Origin of the sequence: Aquabacterium sp. (genome assembly GCF_021768455.1) — a bacterium.
GTDB lineage: Bacteria > Pseudomonadota > Gammaproteobacteria > Burkholderiales > Burkholderiaceae_C > Aquabacterium.
Map to the genome: position 1 here is coordinate 18394 of NZ_JAIZVX010000011.1, position 20330 is coordinate 38723.

Annotated in this window: 15 protein-coding genes; 10 read left to right on the plus strand and 5 right to left on the minus strand. The window is 67.5% G+C overall.

Annotation, left to right across the window (positions count from 1 at the left end; translation table 11 throughout):
* Nucleotides 1–12: 12 nt before the first annotated feature.
* Complete coding sequence (cadR, locus tag QZ994_RS02810) at nt 13–444, minus strand: Cd(II)/Pb(II)-responsive transcriptional regulator (RefSeq protein WP_290867895.1); 432 nt, start codon at nt 442–444, stop codon at nt 13–15.
* Nucleotides 445–524: 80 nt separating this feature from the next.
* Between cadR and QZ994_RS02815 the strand changes: the two genes are divergently transcribed.
* From QZ994_RS02815 to QZ994_RS02835, 5 genes are all read left to right on the plus strand, one after another.
* Nucleotides 525–2699, plus strand: coding sequence for a heavy metal translocating P-type ATPase (locus QZ994_RS02815; RefSeq protein WP_290867898.1), 2175 nt, complete (start codon nt 525–527; stop codon nt 2697–2699).
* Nucleotides 2700–2740: 41 nt separating this feature from the next.
* The gene (locus tag QZ994_RS02820; protein WP_290867901.1) at nt 2741–3109 is read left to right on the plus strand and encodes a hypothetical protein; all 369 of its coding nucleotides are present in this window, start codon (nt 2741–2743) and stop codon (nt 3107–3109) included.
* Between the two features lie 216 nt (nt 3110–3325).
* Nucleotides 3326–4531 carry a TolC family protein gene (locus tag QZ994_RS02825; protein ID WP_290867904.1) on the plus strand — a complete coding sequence of 402 codons (1206 nt, stop codon included), beginning with the start codon at nt 3326–3328 and terminating at the stop codon, nt 4529–4531.
* Between the two features lie 4 nt (nt 4532–4535).
* Nucleotides 4536–6047 (plus strand): efflux RND transporter periplasmic adaptor subunit, encoded by a 1512-nt coding sequence (locus tag QZ994_RS02830; protein ID WP_290867908.1) that lies wholly within the window; start codon nt 4536–4538, stop codon nt 6045–6047.
* A complete protein-coding gene (locus QZ994_RS02835) occupies nt 6037–9210 on the plus strand; it encodes a CusA/CzcA family heavy metal efflux RND transporter (RefSeq protein ID WP_290867910.1) in 3174 nt (1057 codons plus the stop codon). Before QZ994_RS02830 ends, QZ994_RS02835 begins: the two co-directional genes overlap by 11 nt.
* On the opposite strand, the gene QZ994_RS02840 is transcribed toward QZ994_RS02835, so the two are convergent.
* Nucleotides 9188–9496, minus strand: coding sequence for a hypothetical protein (locus QZ994_RS02840; RefSeq protein WP_290867913.1), 309 nt, complete (start codon nt 9494–9496; stop codon nt 9188–9190). The genes QZ994_RS02835 and QZ994_RS02840 overlap by 23 nt on opposite strands.
* Nucleotides 9497–9732: 236 nt before the next feature.
* On the opposite strand from QZ994_RS02840, the gene alaS reads away from it, so the two are divergent.
* From alaS to QZ994_RS02860, 4 genes are all read left to right on the plus strand, one after another.
* Nucleotides 9733–12384, plus strand: a complete 2652-nt coding sequence (alaS, locus tag QZ994_RS02845; protein ID WP_290867916.1) for an alanine--tRNA ligase — start codon at nt 9733–9735, stop codon at nt 12382–12384.
* Nucleotides 12385–12584: 200 nt separating this feature from the next.
* Nucleotides 12585–13529, plus strand: a complete 945-nt coding sequence (locus QZ994_RS02850; RefSeq protein ID WP_290867919.1) for a metal-dependent hydrolase — start codon at nt 12585–12587, stop codon at nt 13527–13529.
* A gap of 242 nt (nt 13530–13771) precedes the next feature.
* Nucleotides 13772–14662, plus strand: coding sequence for a metal-dependent hydrolase (locus QZ994_RS02855; protein ID WP_290867922.1), 891 nt, complete (start codon nt 13772–13774; stop codon nt 14660–14662).
* 92 nt (nt 14663–14754) lie between these two features.
* Entirely contained in the window at nt 14755–15822 is a 1068-nt protein-coding gene (locus QZ994_RS02860; protein ID WP_290867925.1) for an AraC family transcriptional regulator, read from the plus strand.
* Nucleotides 15823–15831: 9 nt separating this feature from the next.
* Here QZ994_RS02860 and QZ994_RS02865 read toward each other — a convergent pair whose 3' ends face one another.
* Genes QZ994_RS02865 through QZ994_RS02875 form a run of 3 tightly spaced genes read right to left on the minus strand, consistent with a single transcriptional unit; the run spans nt 15832 to nt 18840 of the window.
* Nucleotides 15832–16848 (minus strand): cytochrome d ubiquinol oxidase subunit II, encoded by a 1017-nt coding sequence (locus tag QZ994_RS02865; protein ID WP_290867928.1) that lies wholly within the window; start codon nt 16846–16848, stop codon nt 15832–15834.
* A 3-nt stretch (nt 16849–16851) separates the two neighbouring features.
* Nucleotides 16852–18255, minus strand: coding sequence for a cytochrome ubiquinol oxidase subunit I (locus QZ994_RS02870; protein WP_290867931.1), 1404 nt, complete (start codon nt 18253–18255; stop codon nt 16852–16854).
* A gap of 6 nt (nt 18256–18261) precedes the next feature.
* Complete coding sequence (locus QZ994_RS02875; protein WP_290867934.1) at nt 18262–18840, minus strand: GbsR/MarR family transcriptional regulator; 579 nt, start codon at nt 18838–18840, stop codon at nt 18262–18264.
* Between the two features lie 351 nt (nt 18841–19191).
* Between QZ994_RS02875 and QZ994_RS02880 the strand changes: the two genes are divergently transcribed.
* A complete protein-coding gene (locus QZ994_RS02880; RefSeq protein ID WP_290867937.1) occupies nt 19192–20265 on the plus strand; it encodes an AraC family transcriptional regulator in 1074 nt (357 codons plus the stop codon).
* Nucleotides 20266–20330 lie beyond the last annotated feature (65 nt).

A 20330-nucleotide genomic window follows, 5' to 3' on the forward strand; every position in this document is an offset into this window, starting at 1 on the left:
TCAAGTCCCGCGTCAACCCAGGTGGGTGTGACGTCCGGCTTTGGGCTCGGTCTCCATCTCGGCCAGACCCTGCAGGATGCCGCAGGCCGGCATCGCCTGTTCGTCCCGGCAGCGCCCGCGCAAGGCGGTGAGCTGTTGGCGGAGTTGTTCCAGTTCCCTGATCCGTTCGTCCACGTGGGCAATGTGTGCGTCCAGCACCTCGTTCACCGCATGGCAACCCTGTTCGGGCTGGTTGGCAAGGGCCAGCAGGGTGTGGATCTCGTGGTGGCTCATGTCGAGCGCACGGCAGTTGCGGATGAAGCGCAGGCGTTCGGTGTGCGCCGGGCCATAGACGCGGAAGTTGCCTGCGGTGCGCCCGGGCTCGGGCAGCAGGCCTTCTTTCTCGTAATAGCGGATGGTCTCCACCGTGCACTGCGCGATCTGAGCGAGTTCGCCGATTTTCATGGGGCCTCCAGAAACCCCTTGACTCTATAGCAGCTTCAGCTTGTGTAATGGGTGCACGGGATTCAACCCGGCCACCCAACATGTCCACACACCCAGATTCCCAAGGTCGTCCCGATGCCCAGGCTGCATCGCCTGTGCCCGCCACAGCGGTGCGCACCACCATCCGCATCATGCAGATGGACTGCCCGACCGAGGAGGGCTTGCTGCGCCGCAAGCTGGGTGGGATGCCCGGTGTGCACGGCATGGATTTCAACCTGATGCAGCGCGTGCTGACTGTGTCGCACCAGCCCGCTCTGGTGGGCGAGGTGCTGGCGGCCATCCGCTCGCTGGACTTCACGCCCGAGCTGCTCGACGAAGCGCCCACGCGGGTGGAGGCATCGGTTCAGGCGCCGCCGCGCTGGTGGCCACTGGCCCTGGGTGCCGGGGCCGCGCTGGGGGCCGAACTGGCGCATGGGTGGGGTGCACCTGGCTGGGTGGCAGCCCTGCTGGCCGTGGCCGCGGTGATGGCCTGCGGCACCACCACCTTTCGCAAGGGCTGCTTGGCGCTGCGCCATGGCAACTTCAACATCAATGCGTTGATGAGCCTGGCCGTGACTGGCGCGATGGTGCTGGGTCAGTGGCCGGAGGCCGCCATGGTGATGGTGCTGTTCACGCTGGCCGAGCTGATCGAGGCCCGCTCGCTGGACCGTGCCCGCGATGCCATCCAGGGCCTGCTGCAGTTGGCGCCAGAGCGGGTCACCGTGAGGCAGGCCGATGGCAGGTGGCAGGAGGTGGCGGCCAGCGAGGTGCCCATCGGGGCGCGCGTGCGCGTCCGGCCCGGTGAACGCATTGCCCTGGACGGCACCGTGGTGAGCGGGCGCTCGGTGGTGAACCAGGCGCCGATCACGGGGGAGGGCATGCCGGTCGACAAGGCCCCGGGGGACGAGGTCTACGCGGGCACCGTCAACGGGGCGGGGGCCTTTGAGCTGACGGTGACGGCCACCTTGGATGGCAGCACCCTGGCGCGCATCGTCCATGCCGTGTCGACGGCGCAGGGCGCGCGTGCGCCCACGCAGCGTTTCGTCGACCGCTTTGCCAAGGTCTACACGCCGGCCGTGCTGGCCGTGGCCGTGGGCGTGGCGGTGCTGCCGCCCTGGTGGATGGGGGGAGGCTGGCTGGATTGGGTCTACAAGGCCCTGGTGCTGCTGGTGATCGCCTGCCCCTGTGCGCTGGTGATCTCCACGCCGGTGACCATCGTGAGCGGGCTGGCGGCGGCGGCACGCCAGGGCATCCTCGTCAAGGGCGGGGCCTACCTCGAAGCGGGCCGCAGCCTGCGCTGGATGGCGCTGGACAAGACCGGCACGCTCACCCGGGGGCGCCCCGAGCAGACGGATGTGCTGGCCTGGGCGGGCCAGGAGGAGGCCCGCGTGTGCAGCCTGGCCGCCAGCCTGGCCGCGCGCTCCGACCACCCGGTTTCCCGCGCCATTGCCGCGGCGGCGGAGGTGGCGGGCCTGCCCTTGCACGAGGTGATGCATTTCGAAGCCTTGGCCGGGCGCGGCGTGCGCGGCGACATCGCCGGCCAGACTTACTGGCTGGGCAACCACCGGCTGGCTGGCGAACAAGGGGTCGATTCGCCCGAACTGGCCGCCCGCGTGCAGGACCTGGAGGCCCAGGGCAAGACCGTGGTGGTGCTGACGGTTGAGGGGCGCGTGCTGGCCCTGTTTGGCGTGGCCGACACCCTGAAGGAGAGCAGCCGCGAGGCCGTGGCCGAACTCCATGCCCTGGGTGTGCGCACCGTGATGCTCACGGGTGACAACGTGGCGGTGGCCCGGGCGATCGGGGCCGAGCTGGGCATCGTCGAGGTGCAGGGCGGCCTGCTGCCCGACGACAAGCTGCGTTCCATCGAGGCAAGGCTGGGCAGATCGGGCGGCGTCGGCATGGTGGGCGATGGCATCAACGATGCGCCGGCACTGGCCCGGGCCGACATTGGCTTTGCCATGGGGGCCGCCGGCACGGGCACGGCCATCGACACCGCCGATGTGGCCCTGATGGACGACGACCTGCGCAAGCTGCCTCGGTTTGTGCGGCTGTCGCGGCGCACCCATGCGCTGCTGGTGCAGAACATCGTTCTGGCGCTGGGCATCAAGCTCGTGTTCCTGGTGCTGACCGTGATGGGGCTGGGCACGATGTGGATGGCGGTGTTCGCCGACGTGGGCGCCAGTTTGCTGGTGGTGGGCAACGGCCTGCGACTCTTGCGCGTGACGGGTGCACGGTGAGCGGCGCGCCAGGGAGAGGGCAGGTCGATATACTGCGCGGCATGCGTCGTTGGATCGCCATGTTCCTGCTGGCTTTGCTGCCGTTCCAGGCCCTCTGGGCTGCCGTGGAACCGTACTGCCTGCACGAACGCGCACCCAGTGCGTCCCATCATCTGGGCCATCACGAGCACCGCCACCATGCCGAGGTCAAAGCCGACCAGGCTGGGCACTCGGCCGATGCCGATCTGAGCCAGGCCGATGCCATGGCCGACCACGATCACCACTGCTGTGGGACGGCATCGCTCCTGCCGGCCAGCCTGCCCTGGCCTGGCACCATGCCGCCACACGTCGCTGTGGCATCGCCTCTGGCCGCTTACGCCTCTGTCGACGCGACCCGCATCGATCGGCCCAACTGGCCGCGCTCGCACTGAGCCGGCGAAACGGGTGGCCTGCATCGGGTGATGCGAGGCCTGGTTTGCGAGGCGCGGGAGCGACCGCTCGCCACACGCATGCCTGAGTGATGCGGGAGCCCTGCGAGGGCGCCCGACCTGTTCGCCGAATGTCCCCTGCTGATTGCGGAGAATTCGATGCGAAGGTTTGATGTTTCCAGGGCGGCGCGCCGGGCGTGCCTGACCCTGTGTGGTCCCATGATGGTGTTGGGCGCCCAGGTGGCCTGGGCCCAGGGCTTGAGCCTGGATCAGGCCCTGGCTGCGGCGCTGGCCCAGCACCCCGATTTGCGCGCGTCCCAGATGGAGAGTGAGGCCGCTGGGGCGGCCACCCAGCAGGCTGCGGCCTGGCAAAACCCCGAGCTTGCCACGCTGGTGGAAGACACCCGGCGTGCCACACGCAGCACCACCATCCAGCTGAACCAGCCGGTGGAGCTGGGTGGCAAGCGCGAAGCGCGGCTGGGCGTGGCCCGGGCCGCAGAAGGGGCGGCCGATGTGGAGGCGGCCGTGCGGCGGGCCCAGGTGGGCGCCGACCTGCGCCTGGCCTTTCACGCTGCGGCGGTGGCCCAGGAGCGGGTGCGCCTGTCGGAAGAGCTGGCCCGCCTGGCCACCCAGGCGCGGGAAGGGGCCGACCGGCGTGTGCAGGCCGGCAAGGTCTCGCCGGTGGAGGCGCTGAAGGCCCAGGTGGCCGAGGCCCAGGCGCTGTCGGCGGTGGCCGTGGCGCAAGGCGAGCAGCGCGCCACCGTGGCACGGCTGCGGCAGGCCATGGGCGAGCCGACCGAGCTGGCCACGAGCACCAAGGCGCTGGTGGTGGAGGCCGATCTGGCCCGCCTGCCTTCTGCCGACCGATGGAGGCCGCTGCCCCTGCAGCTGTCGGCCTCGCCGCTGGTGGCCCAGGCCCAGCAGGAAGTGAGCCGCAGGCAGGCCCTGGCCGAGGTGGAGCGCGCCCGGCGCACGCCGGACCTGACGGTCTCGCTCGGGGCCAGGCGCGATGCCGAGGCGGGCCGCAACCAGGCCATCCTCGGCGTCAGCTGGGTGCTGCCCCTGTTCGACCGCAACCAGGGCGCGATCGTGGAGGCCAGCCGCCGGGAGGACAAGGCCCGCATCGACAGCGAGGCCTTGCGGGCCCGGATCGGCGCGCAGGCGGAGCAGGCCTTGTCGCAGCTCTCCTCGGCCCTGGTGCAGGCGCAGACCCTGCGCGAGCGGGTGTTGCCCGCCGCGCGCCAGGCCTTTGCGGCCAGCACCCGTGGCTTCGAGCTGGGCAAGTTCGGTTTCCTCGATGTGCTCGATGCCCAGCGCACGCTGTTCGAGGCCGAGACCCAGGCGCTGAGCGCCGCCGCCCAGGCCTTCGAGGCCGATGCCCACCTGCATGCGCTGCTGGGTGAGCCCACCCCGACGAAAGACTGACACCATGAACACCCCCAAGAAAACCTCTTCCTGGCTGGCCGTGGCGGCCGTGCTCGCGCTGGGCGCGGCCCTGGGCTGGGCCGTGCTGCAAAAAGGTCCGTCTCAGGCCGGCGGTGAACACGCTCATGGCGACCATGCCGATGAGAAGGACCATGCGGACGAGCAGGCCCCTTCGGACAAGGGGCCTCACGGCGGCCGTCTTTTTCAGGCCGGGGCCACCCGTTTTGAGCTGGTCATTTTTGAAACGGGCGTGCCGCCCGAGTTCAGGCTCTATGCCACGCAGGATGGCAAGCCCGTGGCCCCTGGCGGGCTCACGGCCACCGTCACGCTGGAGCGCCTGGGCCGTGCGCCCCAGCTGATCCGCTTCCAGCCTCAGGGTGATTTCCTCCGCGGCGATGCGGAGGTGAGCGAGCCCCATTCCTTCAAGGTCACCCTGGCCGCCGTGCAAGGCGGGCAGACCCACCGCTTTGCCTACGAGCAGGAAGAAGCCCGCGTCACCATGAGCGACGCCCAACTCCAGCAGGCGGGTGTGACGTTCGCCGTGGCTGGCCCCGCACGCATCCAGAGCCAGCTGGAGCTGCTGGGCGAGGTGCGTTACAACGGCGACCGCACCGTGCAGGTCGTGCCCCGTGTGGCCGGCCTGGTCGAGGCGGTGGAGGTCTCGGCAGGGGCCCGCGTGCGCAAGGGGCAGGTGCTGGCGGTGCTGTCGAGCCCCGCTCTGGCCGACCAGCGCGCCGAAGCCCTGGCCGCCCAGCGCCGCCTGGCCCTGGCGCGCAGCACCCACGATCGCGAAAAGCAGCTCTGGCAGGACAAGATCTCGCCCGAGCAGGACTACCTGCAGGCACGCGCCGCCTTGCAGGAAGCCGAGATCGCCGAGCAGGCCATCCGCCAGAAGCTCGCCAACCTGGGCGTGCAGCCCGGCGGCTCGGGTGCACTGACGCGTTTTGCGCTGCGCTCGCCGATCGACGGCATCGTCACCGAGCAGCGCATCACCGTGGGCCAGTCGCTGGCCGAGAACGAAGCGGTGTTCACCGTGTCTGACCTGTCGTCGGTGTGGGTCGAGCTTCCCGTGGCCACGCAGGACCTGGCCGCGGTGCGCCCCGGCCAGCCCGTGCAGGTCAAGGCCGCGGGCATCGAAGGGCAGGCCTCGGGCACCATCGCCCACGTGAGCGCCATGGTGGGCGAGCAGAGCCGCAGCGCCACGGCGCGTGTGGTGCTGGCCAACCCCAAGGGCCTGTGGCGACCAGGCCTGCCGGTGAGCGTGGCCGTCTCGGCCGGCGAGGCCGAGGTGCCGGTGGCCGTGGAGGCCGCTGCCATCCAGGGGCTGCGCGATTGGCAGGTCGTCTTCGGCCGATATGGGCAGCAACTCGAAGCCCGCCCCTTGACGCTGGGGCGCAGCGACGGCCGCCTGGTCGAGGTGCGCGAGGGCCTCAACGCCGGTGAGCGTTACGCCGTCGGCAACAGCTTCGTGATCAAGGCCGAGCTCGGCAAGGCAGGAGCCAGCCATGACCACTGAGACCCCCACCGTCTTCGAACGCGTGCTGCAAGGCGTGCTGGCCCAGCGCTGGCTGGTGTTGCTGGCCACCCTGGTGATGGCGGCCATCGGCGTCTACAGCTACCAGAAGCTGCCGATCGACGCCGTGCCCGACATCACCAACGTCCAGGTCCAGGTCAACACCGAAGCCTCGGGCTACTCGCCGCTGGAGGCCGAGCAGCGCGTCACCGTGCCCATCGAGGCGACCATGGCGGGGTTGCCGGGTTTGAAAGAGGTGCGCTCCCTGTCGCGCTATGGCCTGTCTCAGGTCACGGTGGTGTTCCAGGATGGCACCGACATCTACTTCGCCCGCCAGCTGGTCAACGAGCGCATCCAGGAGGCCCGCGGTCGCCTGCCCGCGGGCTTGGCCCCGGCGCTGGGCCCCATCGCCACCGGCCTGGGCGAGATCTACATGTGGACGGTCGAGACCCTGCCGGGCGCCCGCAAGGCCGATGGCAGCGCCTACACCCCCATGGACCTGCGCGAAATCCAGGACTGGATCATCAAGCCGCAGTTGCGCAACGTGCCCGGCGTCACCGAGATCAACACCATCGGTGGCGAAAGCAAGGCCTTCCAGGTCGCGCCCGATCCGGCCCGGCTGGTCGCGCATGGGCTGAGCCTGGCCGACCTGGTCGAGGCCCTGGAGCGCAACAACGCCAACGTGGGCGCCGGCTACATCGAGCGCCGCGGTGAGCAGTACCTGATCCGTGCACCGGGCCAGGTGCAGGGCCTGGGCGACATCGGTGCCATCGTGGTCAAGCAGGCCGACGGCGTGAGCGTGCGCATCCGCGACGTGGCCCAGGTGCTGCTGGGCCAGGACCTGCGCACCGGCGCAGCCACCGAAGACGGCCGCGAAGTCGTGCTCGGCACGGTCTTCATGCTGATCGGTGAAAACAGCCGCGACGTCTCGCGCGCCGTGGACGAACGCCTCCGGCAGGTCAACAAGTCGCTGCCGGCCGGTGTGGTCGCCAAGACGGTCTACGACCGCACCGTGCTGGTCGACAAGGCCATCGCCACCGTGAAGAAGAACCTCTTCGAGGGGGCCGTGCTGGTCGTCGTCATCCTGTTTGCCTTCCTGGGCAACGTGCGGGCGGCGCTGATCACGGCCATGGTGATCCCGCTGTCGATGCTGTTCACCTTCACCGGCATGGTCAGCCAGAAGGTGAGCGCCAACCTGATGAGCCTGGGTGCACTCGACTTCGGCATCATCATCGACGGCGCGGTGGTCATCGTCGAAAACGGCGTGCGCCGCCTGGCCCACGCCCAGGCGATGCTTGGGCGGCCGCTGACGCGCAGCGAGCGCTTTCACGAGGTGTTTGCCGCGGCCCGCGAGTCGCGTCGGCCCCTGCTGTATGGGCAGCTCATCATCATGGTGGTCTATCTGCCCATCTTTGCCCTCACGGGCGTCGAGGGCAAGATGTTCCATCCCATGGCCTTCACCGTTGTGGCCGCGCTGCTGGGCGCCATGGTGCTGTCGATGACCTTTGTGCCGGCGGCACTGGCCCTGTGCCTCACCGGCCCGGTCAGCGAGCGCGAAAACCGCCTGATGGGCTGGGCCCGTCGGGCCTACGCCGCCGTGCTGGACAAGGTGCTGGCGAAACCGGCCGTGGTGCTGGCCGCCACGGCCGTGTCGGTGGCCCTGGCCGGTCTGATGGCCACGCGCATGGGCAGCGAGTTCATTCCCAGCCTGGACGAGCACGACATCGCCCTGCACGCGCTGCGCATCCCCGGCACCAGCCTGAGCCAGTCGGTCGCGATGCAGGCCCAGCTGGAGCGCACCATCAAGGCCTTCCCCGAGGTGCAGGCCGTGTTCGCCAAGCTGGGCACCGCCGACATCGCCACCGATCCCATGCCCCCCAGCGTGGCCGACACCTTCGTGATGCTCAAGCCGCGTTCTCAATGGCCCGACCCCAAACGGCCCAAGGCCGAGCTGATCGAGGCCATGCAGGCCGCCGTGATGGCGGTGCCGGGCAGCAACTACGAGTTCACCCAGCCCATCCAGATGCGCTTCAACGAGCTGATCTCGGGGGTGCGCAGCGACGTGGCCGTGAAGGTCTTTGGCGACGACATGGCCACGCTCAACGCCACGGCCACCGAGATCGCCGAGGTGCTGGAAGGCGTGCCGGGGGCCGAAGATGTGAAGGTGGAGGCCACCACGGGTCTGCCCATGCTCACGGTGCAGATCGACCGCGAAAAGGCCGCCCGTCTGGGCCTGAATGTGGCCGACATCCAGGACACCCTGGCCACCGCCCTGGGTGGGCGCGAGGCGGGCGCCGTGTTCGAGGGCGACCGCCGCTTCGAGATCCTGGTGCGCCTGCCCGAGGCCCTGCGTCAGGACCTGGACGCACTGGGGCAGCTGCCCTTGCGCCTGCCGGCCGGCGGCACGGTGGGGCATGCCCTCTTCGTGCGCCTGTCCGATGTGGCCAGCTTCGACCTCAACCCCGGTCCCAACCAGATCAGCCGGGAAGCGGGCAAGCGCCGCGTGGTGGTGACCGCCAACGTGCGTGGCCGCGACATCGGCAGCTTCGTGGGCGAGGCCCAGGCGCGCATCGAGGCGAGTGTCAAGGTCCCGAGCGGCTACTGGACCACCTGGGGAGGCACCTTCGAGCAGCTGCAATCGGCCTCACAGCGGCTGGCCATCGTCGTGCCCGCGGCCCTGTTGCTGGTGTTCGTGCTGCTCTACGCCATGTTCGGCAACCTGAAGGACGGCCTGCTGGTCTTCACCGGCGTGCCCTTCGCCCTCACGGGTGGGGTGGCCGCGCTGTGGCTGCGCGACATCCCCCTGTCCATTTCGGCGGGGGTGGGCTTCATTGCCCTGTCGGGGGTTGCGGTGCTCAATGGCCTGGTGATGATCGCCTTCATCCGCAGCCTGCGCGAGGGCGGCATGGCCCTGGCCCCGGCGATCCGGGAAGGGGCCTTGACCCGCCTTCGCCCCGTGTTGATGACCGCGCTGGTCGCCAGCCTGGGTTTTGTGCCCATGGCCCTGGCCATCGGCACGGGCGCCGAGGTGCAGCGCCCCCTGGCCACGGTGGTGATCGGTGGCATCCTGTCGTCCACCGTGCTGACCCTGTTCGTGCTGCCCCTGCTTTATGGCTGGGCGCACCGCCAGGGCCGGGCGTCGCTCAGCGTTTCGGTTCCTGGCTGAACCACATCTGCTCGCGCAGGCGCTCGGCAAAGCGGGCTCGGTCGAACCCGCATTGCTGGGCCAGTGCCACGGCCTGGCTCGGGGCCGGCTCGGCGGGCAGGCTGCTCTGCACCAGGGCACCCAGCTCTTTGAGGCGGCCATACCAGCGTGCCTTCGACAGCATCAGCATGGCGCAGAGGGTTTCCTGAGGGCGTTGTGCCTGAAGGGCGCGCCAGGCGCCCGGGTTGAAGTCGGCCTGCTGGGCAGCACAAAAGCGCAACAGTTGTCGTTCAACGGCCTTGTCCATCATCGTTTGGCTCCATGTCGGCCTGAACAGCAGGCCGCATGGGGTTTACAACGTGGCAACACAGCGTTCGGTTGACGCGCCGGTGTGTCAGCCTTGTCGCAGGCGTGTGAAAACGTTCACAAGGCAGGGCTCTGCCCGCCGTCGCCCCCCGAAATCTATAATCAGAAGCTTCGCTGTCGCCTGGCTCCCCGGCCCGCGCAGCCCAGATCACCTCGACACAACGAGAAAGACCCCGGATGAAAGCCGCCCAGATCCGCTCCACGTTCCTGAAGTACTTCGAGTCCAAGGGGCACGCCATCGTGTCCTCCAGCCCCGTTGTGCCTGGCGACGACCCCACGCTGCTGTTCACCAACGCGGGCATGAACCAGTTCAAGGACGTGTTCCTGGGCTTCGACAAGCGCCCCTACAGCCGCGCCACCACCTCGCAGAAGTGCATCCGCGCCGGCGGCAAGCACAACGACCTGGACAACGTCGGCTACACCGCGCGCCATCACACCTTCTTCGAAATGCTGGGCAACTTCAGCTTCGGGGACTATTTCAAGCACGACGCCATCTCCTTCGCCTGGGAGCTGCTGACCGAGCAGTTCAAGCTGCCGAAGGAGAAGCTCTGGGTCACCGTCTATTCCGAAGACGACGAGGCCTACGAGATCTGGAACAAGGTCGTGGGCGTGCCCGCCGAGCGCATCGTGCGCATCGGTGACAACAAGGGCGGCCGCTACATGTCCGACAACTTCTGGATGATGGGCGACACCGGCCCCTGCGGCCCCTGCACCGAGATCTTCTACGACCACGGCCCCGAGATCGCCGGCGGCCCTCCGGGCAGCCCCGATGAAGACGGCGACCGCTACATCGAGATCTGGAACAACGTCTTCATGCAGTTCAACCGCACCGAAGACGGCGTGATGCACCCGCTGCCCAAGCCCTCGGTCGACACCGGCATGGGCCTGGAGCGCATCGCCACGGTGCTGCAAGGCAAGCACAGCAACTACGAGATCGACCTGTTTGTGGCCCTGTTGTCTGCGGCCAAGGCGGCCGTGGAAGCCGCGGGCGGCGCCTCGGTGGAAGGGGGCGTTCCGGCCGACAGCCCCTCGCTGAAGGTCATTGCCGACCACATCCGCGCCTGCTCCTTCACGGTGGCCGATGGCGTCATCCCCAGCAACGAAGGCCGGGGCTATGTGCTGCGCCGCATCACGCGCCGCGCCATCCGCCACGGCTACAAGCTGGGCGCCCGCACCCCCTTCTTCCACAAGCTGGTCGCGGCCCTGGTGGCCGAGATGGGCGAGGCCTACCCTGAGCTGCGCACCAACGAGAAGCGCATCACCGAGGTGCTCAAGACCGAAGAAGAGCGCTTCTTCCAGACCATTGCCAACGGCATGGAAATCCTGGAGGGCGCCCTGGCTGCTGTCGAAACGGCTGGCACAAAGCAGATCGACGGCGAAACCGCCTTCAAGCTGCACGACACCTATGGCTTCCCCGTCGACCTGACCGCCGACGTCTGCCGCGAGCGCGATGTCACCGTCGACCAGGCAGGCTTTGACGCCGCCATGGCCCGCCAGCGCGAGCAGGCCCGTGCCGCCGGCAAGTTCAAGATGGCCGCCGGCCTGGAATACACCGGCGTGCCCACCGGCTTCCAGGGCTACGAGCACCTGACCGTGGACGGCAGCACCGTCACCGCCATCTACGTGGACGGCGCCCCGGTGCAGCAGGCTTCGGCCGGCGACGACGCCGTGGTCGTGCTCGACCACACCCCGTTCTACGCCGAGTCCGGCGGCCAGGCTGGTGATGCCGGTGACCTGCGCAACGCCACCAGCCGCTTCGTGGTGGAAGACACCCTGAAGATCCAGGCCGACGTGTTCGGTCACCACGGCCGCGTGGTCGAGGGTTCGCTCAAGGTCGGCGACGTGCTCAACGCCAAGGTCGATGCCGAGCAGCGTGCCCGCACCACCCGCAACCACAGCGCCACCCACCTGCTGCACGAAGCCCTGCGCACCGTGCTGGGTGAGCACGTCCAGCAGAAGGGCTCGCAGGTCACGGCCGAGCGCACCCGTTTCGACTTCGCGCATGGTGCCCCGCTCACGGCCGAAGAAATCCGCGAGATCGAGCAGCTGGTCAACGCCGAGGTGCTGCTCAACGCCGACACCTCGGCGCAGCTGATGGCCCTGGAAGACGCCCAGAAGACCGGCGCCCAGATGCTGTTCGGCGAGAAGTACGGCGAGGTCGTGCGCGTGCTGACCATCGGCAACACCAAGGAACTCTGCGGGGGCACCCACGTGCACCGCACGGGTGACATCGGCCTGTTCAAGGTCGTCTCCGAAGGCGGTGTGGCCGCAGGCGTGCGCCGCATCGAGGCCGTGACCGGTGAGGCCGCTCTGGCCTACACCCAGAACCTGGAAGCCACCGTGCAGGGCGTGGCCGCCTTGCTCAAGGCTGCCCCCCACGAGGTGCCGGCCCGTGTGGCCTCGGCCCAGGACCAGATCCGTGCCCTGGAGAAGGAAATCGCCGCGCTCAAGGGCAAGCTGGCATCGGCCCAGGGTGACGAGCTCATGGCCCAGGCCGTCGAGGTCAAGGGTGTGAAGGTGCTGGCCGCGACGCTGGAAGGCGCCGACGCCAAGACCCTGCGCGAGACCATGGACAAGCTGAAAGACAAGCTCAAGACCGCCGCCATCGTGCTGGCCGCGGTCGAGGGTGGCAAAGTGCAGATCGCCGCAGGCGTGACCGCCGACACCACCGCCAAGGTCAAGGCGGGCGAGCTGGTCAACTTCGTGGCCCAGCAGGTCGGTGGCAAGGGTGGCGGCAAGCCCGACATGGCCATGGCCGGCGGCACCGATGCCTCGGGTCTGCCCGCGGCACTGGCCGGCGTGCAGGCCTGGGTGGCCGAGCGCCTCTGAGCCTGTTCACCACGGCACGCCGCATCGGCGTGCATTGCTCACGCACCAGGCGCCTTCGGGCGCCTTTTTCGTTGGCGCAGCGCCGGGAGGGTGTTCAGAATGTCAGGCACGCATCCTTTGTGACGCGCAACATCCTGTTTGGCTTGACTTCGCCTCCCTAAAGTACAGACACCGAGGAAGTCAAACAGAAGGTGATGTCCATGCCCGAGAACCTGAGCCAGAACACGCATCAACACGGACGCGAACAGACCCAGGCGTCTGCCGCCCATGTGGCGCAGCACCCGATCATCCCGCGCGAGCGACTGCAGTTCAAGCTCGACGCCGACGACATCCCCACCTACTGGATGGGCGGCGACGCCTTCCAGAGCCGTTTCTGGGATGCCCTCTCCATCATCTTCCCGCCCGGCGAAAAGTACTTCATGAACTGCGTGCGGGACTACCGCGACCAGATCACCGACCCCAAGCTGCTGCAGGACATCAAGGACTTCAACCGCCAGGAAGCACAGCACAGCATGGTGCACCGCCAGGACAACGACCGGCTGCGCAAGCAGGGTGTCGATGTGGACCGCTGGGGCGCCTACGTCGACAACATGCTGAACAAGGAATACCGTGGCAAGTACAGCAAGGCCTACAACCTGGCCGTGACCTCGGCGCTGGAGCACTTCACTTCCATCATCGCGCACAGCCTGTTCGACAAGCGGGACGTGATGAAGGCGGCGCACCCCCATGTGCGCGCCATGTACGCCTGGCACGCCATCGAAGAGGTCGAGCACAAGGGAGTGGCCTACGACGTGATGGAGGACTACGCCAAGGTGGGCTACCTGATGCGCGTCTGGGCCCTGGTCCACGCGACCTTCATGTTCCCGGCCACGATCTTCACGATCCAGCGTGCGCTGTTCATCCACGATGGCTTCAGCGCCTGGCAGCGCGCCAAGCTCATGGCCAAGGGCATGGTCTGGCTGTTCAAGCCGGGCGGCCTGCTGCAGCCCATGCTCAAGGCCTATTGGACTTACTACAAGCCCGGCTACCACCCCTGGCAGGAAACCGAGCAGCCTGGCTACGAGCACTGGCTGGCCGCCTTCAACGCCAGCGGCGATCCGCTCAAGGCGAGCGAGCAGACCCGCTCGGCCATGGCCCTGGTCTGAGCCCAGCCTTTTTGCTTCTTGCGCTTCGCAAAGCCCCTCCGGGGGCTTTGTGCGTTGTGGCGGGGCCCGGTGCGGCCTAGGGAAAGTACCGGGGCGTGGCTGTCGCCAGCGAAACCTTGCTGTCACCGTTCATCCTGTGGTGAACGCCTTCGATTTTCAACAATGCATGCACTGATCGGACAAGCTGCCTGCCGTGGGCACCCGATCAGGACGTGGATCACAAAACCGAAGAGGCACGCACCATGACCCAGCACCATCCGGCCCAACATCCCATCGTCCCCAGAGAGCGCCTGGACTTCAACCTCAACGACCAGGACATCCCCAAATACTGGTTCGAAGGCGACCCCTTCAAGACGCGCCTGTTCGACGCCATGTCCATCATCTTCCCGCCCGGCGAGAAGTTCTTCATGGTCAGCGTGCGGGATTTCCGTGACCGCATCACCGACCCGAAGCTGCTGGACGAAATCAAGGGCTTCAACCGCCAGGAAGCCCAGCACAGCATGGTGCACGAGCAGTACAACCAGCGCCTGCGCCAGCAAGGCATCGATGTCGACCGCCTGACCCGGTGGCTCGACGACCTGCTCTTCAAGAACTACCGGGGCCGCTTCAGCCGCGAATACACCCTGGCCATCACCTGTGCGCTGGAGCATTTCACCTCCATCGGCGCGCACTCCCTGTTCGACGAGCGCGACGTGATGAAGCACGCCGACCACCGCCTGCGCGCCATGTACTCCTGGCATGCCATCGAAGAGGTCGAGCACAAGGGCGTGGCCTACGACGTGATGAACGACTATGCCAAGGTTGGCTATGTCAAGCGCATCGCCGCCATGCTGCACACCAGCGTGATGTTCCCGCTGACCATCCATTACTTCTGCGACGAGATGCTGAAGATGGACGGCTTCAGCTGGTGGCAACGTCGCAAGATGCACCTCAAAGGCCTGTGGTGGACGCTCAAGCCGCGTGGTGGCCTCGTCGCCCCCATGGTGATGCCGTATTTCACCTATTACCGCCGCAACTTCCACCCCTGGCAGGAGGCGGATCAACCGGGATACGAGCAGTGGGTCGAGGCCTTCAACCTGCACCGTGACCCGATCGAGGCGAGCGAACTCATGCGCGCCGCCATGGCCCGCTGAATGCGCGGCGCCGCTCGGACACATTTCCCCACCAAGCCCACCCGAGTTGGTTAGACTTCGGCACACTCATTGGGAGTGTGCCGATTTCGTTTATGCGTATTCCACTTCCGCCAGCCATGCTGGAGGCGCTGGGCATCAAGCCCATCCCCATGTTCATGCTGTCCAGCTGGGTCAAGGCGGCCGCCAAGTGCGGCTTCAATGTCCAGCCCCTCTTCAAAGAGGCGGGCATCACCATCGACATCATCCGGCTCGAAGAAGCCCGGGTTTCGCCGCTGCAGCTCGTCTCGGTGCTGGAGCAGTGCGTGGCGATGTCGCCGGAGAAGTACTTCCCGCTGATCCTGGGGGACACCTTCGCCTTCGAGTCCCTGCCCGAGTTCGAAACGCTGCTGACCACCAGCCCGACGCTGCGCGATGCGCTCAAGGTGGCCAAGATGGCGCGCAAGGTCGTGTTGCCGTGGATCACCATCGAGCTGGCAGAGCAGGGCGACGAGGCCCGTGTGCTGTTGGGCTTTGATGTGCCGGTGCCCAACCTGGCCGGTTTTGGGCTGCCCCTGCACCTGGTCACCCACGCCATCATGGCCTGTGTGCGCAAGTTCGGCCGCAACCTCACGGGCAACGAAGACAGCTTCCGCGAGGTCCACTTCATGATCGAAGAGGTCCGCACGCCGTATGCCGAGCAGATCCGTGCCTTCTTTCCCGTGCCGGTGAAGTTCGGCCAGCGGGAAGACGCCCTGGTGTTCGACCGCGCCGCCCTTGATCTGCCCCTGGAGGGCGCCTTCCCGGCGCTGCACGAGCAGGCCCATTTCCTGGCCGAACAGCGCCTGGGCAAGGAGACCCGCCGCCAGGGCGTGGCCGCCGAGGTGGAGGACCTCATCGCCCGCGACCCGACCCTGCTGGCCCTGGGCGTGGAGGAAATGGCCGATCGCCTCAACCTCCACCCCCGCACCCTGCAGCGGCGCCTCAAGGACGAGAACGACAGCTACCTGCACGTGCAGGCCCGCATGCGGCATCGCCTGGCCTGCGAGTGGCTGAAGGAAGGCAAGGTGTCGATCGACGACATCAGCGTGCGCCTGGGCTTCTCCGACCGCCGCGCCTTCACGGCGGCCTTCAAGCGCTGGGAGGGCTGCACGCCCTCCGCCTGGCGCGACAAGCTGCTCTGAGATGGCGCTTCAGGCGTAGCTGAGCGCCTTGGCCTTGCCGCCAAACACCCGGTACACGAACACCGTGTAGAGCCCGATGGCCGGCAGGCTGACGGCCGCTCCGGCCAGCAGGATCTTCAGCGAGCCGGGTGCGGCGGCGGTCTGCCATACATCGAGCCGGTCGAGCAGCACATACGGGTACAGGCTATAGGCCAGGCCCAGTCCGCCGACCAGCATCACGCTGATGGCCAGCGTCAGCGGCAGCCAGCACAGCTTGCCCTCTCCAGGTGCCGCGCCCACGATGCGGTGCGAGTTCAGGAGCCCGCGCAGCGCGACCAGGGCCAGGCCCGACATCAGCGGCACCGGCAGCAGCGCCAGGATGTTGGGGAAGCTGAACCAGCGTTCACGCACCGTGGTGCTGATCAGCGGTGTGGCCACCGAGACCAGCGCCAGGCCCAGCAGCATCGCAGGCCAGGCCCGTTTGGCCCAGACCACGGCGCGGCGCTGCAGCCCGCCTTCCGTCTTGAGGATCAGCCAGCAGGCGCCCAGCAGCACGTAGCTCACAGGCAGGGTCAGCGCGATGAGGGTGGAGAAGGCGTAGTCCGCCGCGCTCTCGCCCAGGCCCATGACGTATCGGCCCAGCATCCAGCCCTGGGCCACCGAGGCCAGCACCGAGCCCACGAAGAACAGCCGGTTCCACAGCGGTTTGTGGTCTGCCCGCGCCTTGACGCGGAAGTCGAAGGCCACGCCGCGCAGGATCAGGCCCAGCAGCATCAGCGTCACCGGCAGGTACAGTGCCCCCAGGATCACCCCCTGGGCCTTGGGGAAGGCCACCAGCAGCAGACCCACGCCCAGCACCAGCCAGGTCTCGTTGGCATCCCAGAAAGGCCCGATGGACGAGACCATGGTGTCGCGCTCGGCGTCACCCTGGCCGAGGGGGAGCAGCATGCCCACGCCCAGGTCGTAGCCGTCGAGCACGACGTAGACCAGCATGGCCAGGCCCATCAGTAGCCAGAACAGCACGGGCAGGAATTGGTCGAAGGTCATGGTTCAGGCTCCGGTGGCGGGCAAGGCAGGGGAGGCCGCTGTGGCCGCTATGGCTGGCGCGCCAGGGAGCATGTCGCTGGGCAGGGGCAGGGGCTTGGCCGCCATGTAACGCAGCACGCCCAGGTAGGCCAGCAGCAGGGCCACGTAGGTGCTCACATACAAGGCCAGCGTCAGGGCGATGTGGGGGGCGGGCACGGCAGAGGCCACGTCGGCCGTGCGCAGCAGGCCGTAGACCATGTAGGGCTGGCGACCGATTTCGGTCACGTACCAGCCGGCCACGGTGGCCACCCAGCCCGAGAAGGTCATGCCCAGCAGCCACCACAGCATGGGGCGGGGCAGGGCGCTGGCCTGCCAGCCGGCGCGCCGCAACAGCCAGCAGCCCAGCCAGCTGGCCGCCAGCATCAGCACGCCGACGCCCACCATGATGCGAAAGCCGAAGAACAGCGGCTTGACCGGGGGATGGGCGCCTGCGAACTCGCTCAGGCCCTGGATCTCGCCGTCCGGATCGTGGGTCAGGATGAGGCTGGCCAGCTTGGGGATCTCGATGGCGAAATGGTTGCGCTGCGTGGCCTCGTCTGGCCACGCGAACAGCAGCAGGGGCGCACCCTTTTCGGTGTGCCACACGCCCTCCATGGCGGCGATCTTGGCTGGCTGGTGCTCGCGGGTGTTCAGGCCATGCATGTCGCCCGCCACGATCTGCAGTGGGATCAGGATGGCCGCCGCCGTGAGCGCCAGGCGCATCACCTTGGGTGTGCTGACGTTGGCGTGGCCCCGCAGGATCTGCCAGGCGCTCACGCCCGCCATCAGGAAGCACACGGTCAGGCCAGAGGCCAGCAGCATGTGCACCAGCCGGTAAGGGAAGCTGGGGTTGAACACGATGGCCCACCAGTCGACCGCAAAGAACTCGCCATTGACCACCTCGTGGCCGGCAGGCGTCTGCAGCCAGGAGTTCAGGCTCAGGATCCAGAAGGCGCTCATGGTCGTGCCGAAGGCGACCAGGAAGGTGGCAGCCAGGTGCACGCGCTCGCTCACGCGGCCATGGCCATAGAGCATCACGCCCAGGAAGGTGGCCTCAAGGAAGAAGGCCGTGAGCACCTCATAGCCCAGCAAGGGCCCGGCGATGTTGCCGACCTTTTCCATGAAGCCGGGCCAGTTGGTGCCGAACTGGAAGCTCATGGTCAGGCCGCTGACCACGCCCAGGGCAAAGGTCAGCGCGAACACCTTGGTCCAGAAGCGGTAGGCACCCAGCCAGGCCGGGGCCTGGGTGCGCAGCCAGCGCCAGCGCATGAACAGCAGCATCCAGCCCATGGCGATGCTGATCGTGGGGAAAAGGATGTGGAAGGTGATGTTGGCCGCGAACTGCATGCGCGACAGCACCAGAGGGTCGAGGGCGTCTGAGGGAGACATGGATCATCACTCCTGTGAATCGGGGCGAGGCTTTCGGCTGCCGACGACCTTGAGCTGGCCGGTGAACTCGAGCAACTTGCCCACCTTGGAGCCCAGCGTCATCAGCTGGGAGAGGGTCTTGGGATCGAGGTGCTGCACCTCGTCAAACCAGTGCGTGAGCATCTCGATCAGCTCGTGCATGCCGCGCATGCGTTCCTGGGCGACGCGGTCTTCCTCGCTGCTGGGGTGCTCCAGCAAGGCGCCGCGCAGCATCGACAGGGTGGGCTCCACCTCGCGGCGGCGCCGCTCCTCGGCCAGGGTGCGGAAGATCTCCCAGGCGTCCGATGGCGCCTCGAAGTACTCCCGGCGGTCGCCGGGCTGGTGCAGCAGCTTGACCAGTCGCCAGGCCTGCAGCTCCTTCAGGCCCATGCTCACGTTCGAGCGGCTGAAGGACAGGCTTTCTGCGATCTCGTCGGCGTTCAGCGGCCGGGGTGACACAAAAATCAGCGCATAGATCTGGCCGACGGTGCGGTTGATGCCCCAGCGGCTGCCCATTTCACCGAAATGCGAGACGAAACGCTGGACGAGGGGGCTCATGCTGGTCATGACGAGGAGGGGGCTGGTTTGATCAGGCTCAAGTATGTATCGAAGTTTCAGGAATTACTGAAAATTAATGAAAGGCAGGACGCTGTCGTGGAATTACACCTTGTCACCCTTGGGGTGACTTCGGGTAAGTGCGGGGGGCGAAGGGCCTTGAGGAACCCACTTGCTTGGGGGGAGTGGTGGTTTTTCTGCCGGTGACCGGCTTGTCTCGCCTTGCCGGTCGCCGCCCCCGGGTCTAAATTAAGACATTCAGACGACCGTTTGAAAGCCGATCTGAATTGGGCCTCGAACATGAACACGTTTGTGTTCAAAAAAGAGGCAGTCCCGCCGATTCACTGACTTCTCTGGAACACCATGCACGCCACCCAGTCCCCCATGTCGTCCGTCCCGATGCCCGCTTTGGGCAGCTGGAAGCAGGCCGCCAGCGTCTGCGGTTTCCCCTTCGAGCCCGTCCTCCATGATGTCGGAATCGGGTTACAGGAGAAGTCACACCTGCCGCTGAGGGTCACCCCAGATGCCTTGCTCAAGGCCTTTTCTCGCTGTGTCGAGAGCGCCAAGGGGCGCCATTTCCCCTTCGTGCTGGGTGACTGTTTCGTGTTCGAGCACTTTGCCGAGTTCGATGCCTTCATCGCCTCCTGCGCCACCGTCCGCGACATCCTCGAGGTGGCCGGTTGGGCCCGCGAACTGCTCGCGCCGTGGATGAATTTGCGACTCGACGAGTTCAACGCAGAGGCCCATCTGCGCGTCGAGATGACCGTGCCCAAGTCGGAGAGCCGCAAGCTGGCGCCGGTGCGCGAGGTCATGCTGGCCGTGCTGCACCAGCTCATCAGCCGCGCCACGCGTGAACCGCAGTGGTTGCTGTCCGTGCGCGTCTCCAGCCCCAAGACCGACTACCACCAGGAGTTCAACGACCACTTCGGCGTGCCCGTCTTCTTCGAAGAAGGCATGGACGCACTGGTGATGGACCGCCGCTGGCTCGATGCCCCCCTGCGCACGCCCGTGCCCCAGGTGCTCAGCCGCGCCCGCCAGATGATCGAGCGCCGCCTCAGCCAGGAGGGCGGCGAACGCCGCGTGGTCGACGAAGTGCGCTGGGCCCTGGAGCGACGCCCCGAGCTGCTGCGCGAAGGCCTGGATGCCACCGCCGAGGCCCTGGGCCTGCACCCCCGCACCCTGCAGCGCCGCCTGCAGGGAGAGGGCGTCAAGTACGTCGACATCCAGTCCGAGGCCAAGCTGCACCGCGCCCGTGTGATGCTGCGCCGCCGCGCCATCAGCATGGAGTCCATCAGCGACGAGCTGGGATTCTCCGATCGCCGTGCCTTCACCTTTGCCTTCAAGCGCTGGACGGGCCTGTCCCCCAGCGCCTGGCGCAACCAGCTGGGCCTGGGCGTCTCGCCCAGCATGGCGCCCCGCGTGCCGGTGGCCTCCTGAGCGCGCTGTCGCAGCCTGCGCAGGGCGGGGCCTTGCCGGGGCCATAGCCTGCTAGAGTCCCGCCC

What these genes read in the sequence shown, in the direction of transcription:
- cadR (WP_290867895.1), bottom strand. Translation starts at nt 444, where the DNA reads ATGAAAATCGGCGAACTCGCTCAGATCGCGCAGTGCACGGTGGAGACC.
- QZ994_RS02855 (WP_290867922.1), top strand. Translation starts at nt 13,772, where the DNA reads ATGACCCAGCACCATCCGGCCCAACATCCCATCGTCCCCAGAGAGCGC.
- QZ994_RS02860 (WP_290867925.1), top strand. Translation starts at nt 14,755, where the DNA reads ATGCGTATTCCACTTCCGCCAGCCATGCTGGAGGCGCTGGGCATCAAG.
- QZ994_RS02830 (WP_290867908.1), top strand. Translation starts at nt 4,536, where the DNA reads ATGAACACCCCCAAGAAAACCTCTTCCTGGCTGGCCGTGGCGGCCGTG.
- QZ994_RS02850 (WP_290867919.1), top strand. Translation starts at nt 12,585, where the DNA reads ATGCCCGAGAACCTGAGCCAGAACACGCATCAACACGGACGCGAACAG.
- alaS (WP_290867916.1), top strand. Translation starts at nt 9,733, where the DNA reads ATGAAAGCCGCCCAGATCCGCTCCACGTTCCTGAAGTACTTCGAGTCC.
- QZ994_RS02875 (WP_290867934.1), bottom strand. Translation starts at nt 18,840, where the DNA reads ATGACCAGCATGAGCCCCCTCGTCCAGCGTTTCGTCTCGCATTTCGGT.
- QZ994_RS02820 (WP_290867901.1), top strand. Translation starts at nt 2,741, where the DNA reads ATGCGTCGTTGGATCGCCATGTTCCTGCTGGCTTTGCTGCCGTTCCAG.
- QZ994_RS02865 (WP_290867928.1), bottom strand. Translation starts at nt 16,848, where the DNA reads ATGACCTTCGACCAATTCCTGCCCGTGCTGTTCTGGCTACTGATGGGC.
- QZ994_RS02840 (WP_290867913.1), bottom strand. Translation starts at nt 9,496, where the DNA reads ATGGACAAGGCCGTTGAACGACAACTGTTGCGCTTTTGTGCTGCCCAG.
- QZ994_RS02870 (WP_290867931.1), bottom strand. Translation starts at nt 18,255, where the DNA reads ATGTCTCCCTCAGACGCCCTCGACCCTCTGGTGCTGTCGCGCATGCAG.
- QZ994_RS02880 (WP_290867937.1), top strand. Translation starts at nt 19,192, where the DNA reads ATGCACGCCACCCAGTCCCCCATGTCGTCCGTCCCGATGCCCGCTTTG.
- QZ994_RS02835 (WP_290867910.1), top strand. Translation starts at nt 6,037, where the DNA reads ATGACCACTGAGACCCCCACCGTCTTCGAACGCGTGCTGCAAGGCGTG.
- QZ994_RS02815 (WP_290867898.1), top strand. Translation starts at nt 525, where the DNA reads ATGTCCACACACCCAGATTCCCAAGGTCGTCCCGATGCCCAGGCTGCA.
- QZ994_RS02825 (WP_290867904.1), top strand. Translation starts at nt 3,326, where the DNA reads ATGATGGTGTTGGGCGCCCAGGTGGCCTGGGCCCAGGGCTTGAGCCTG.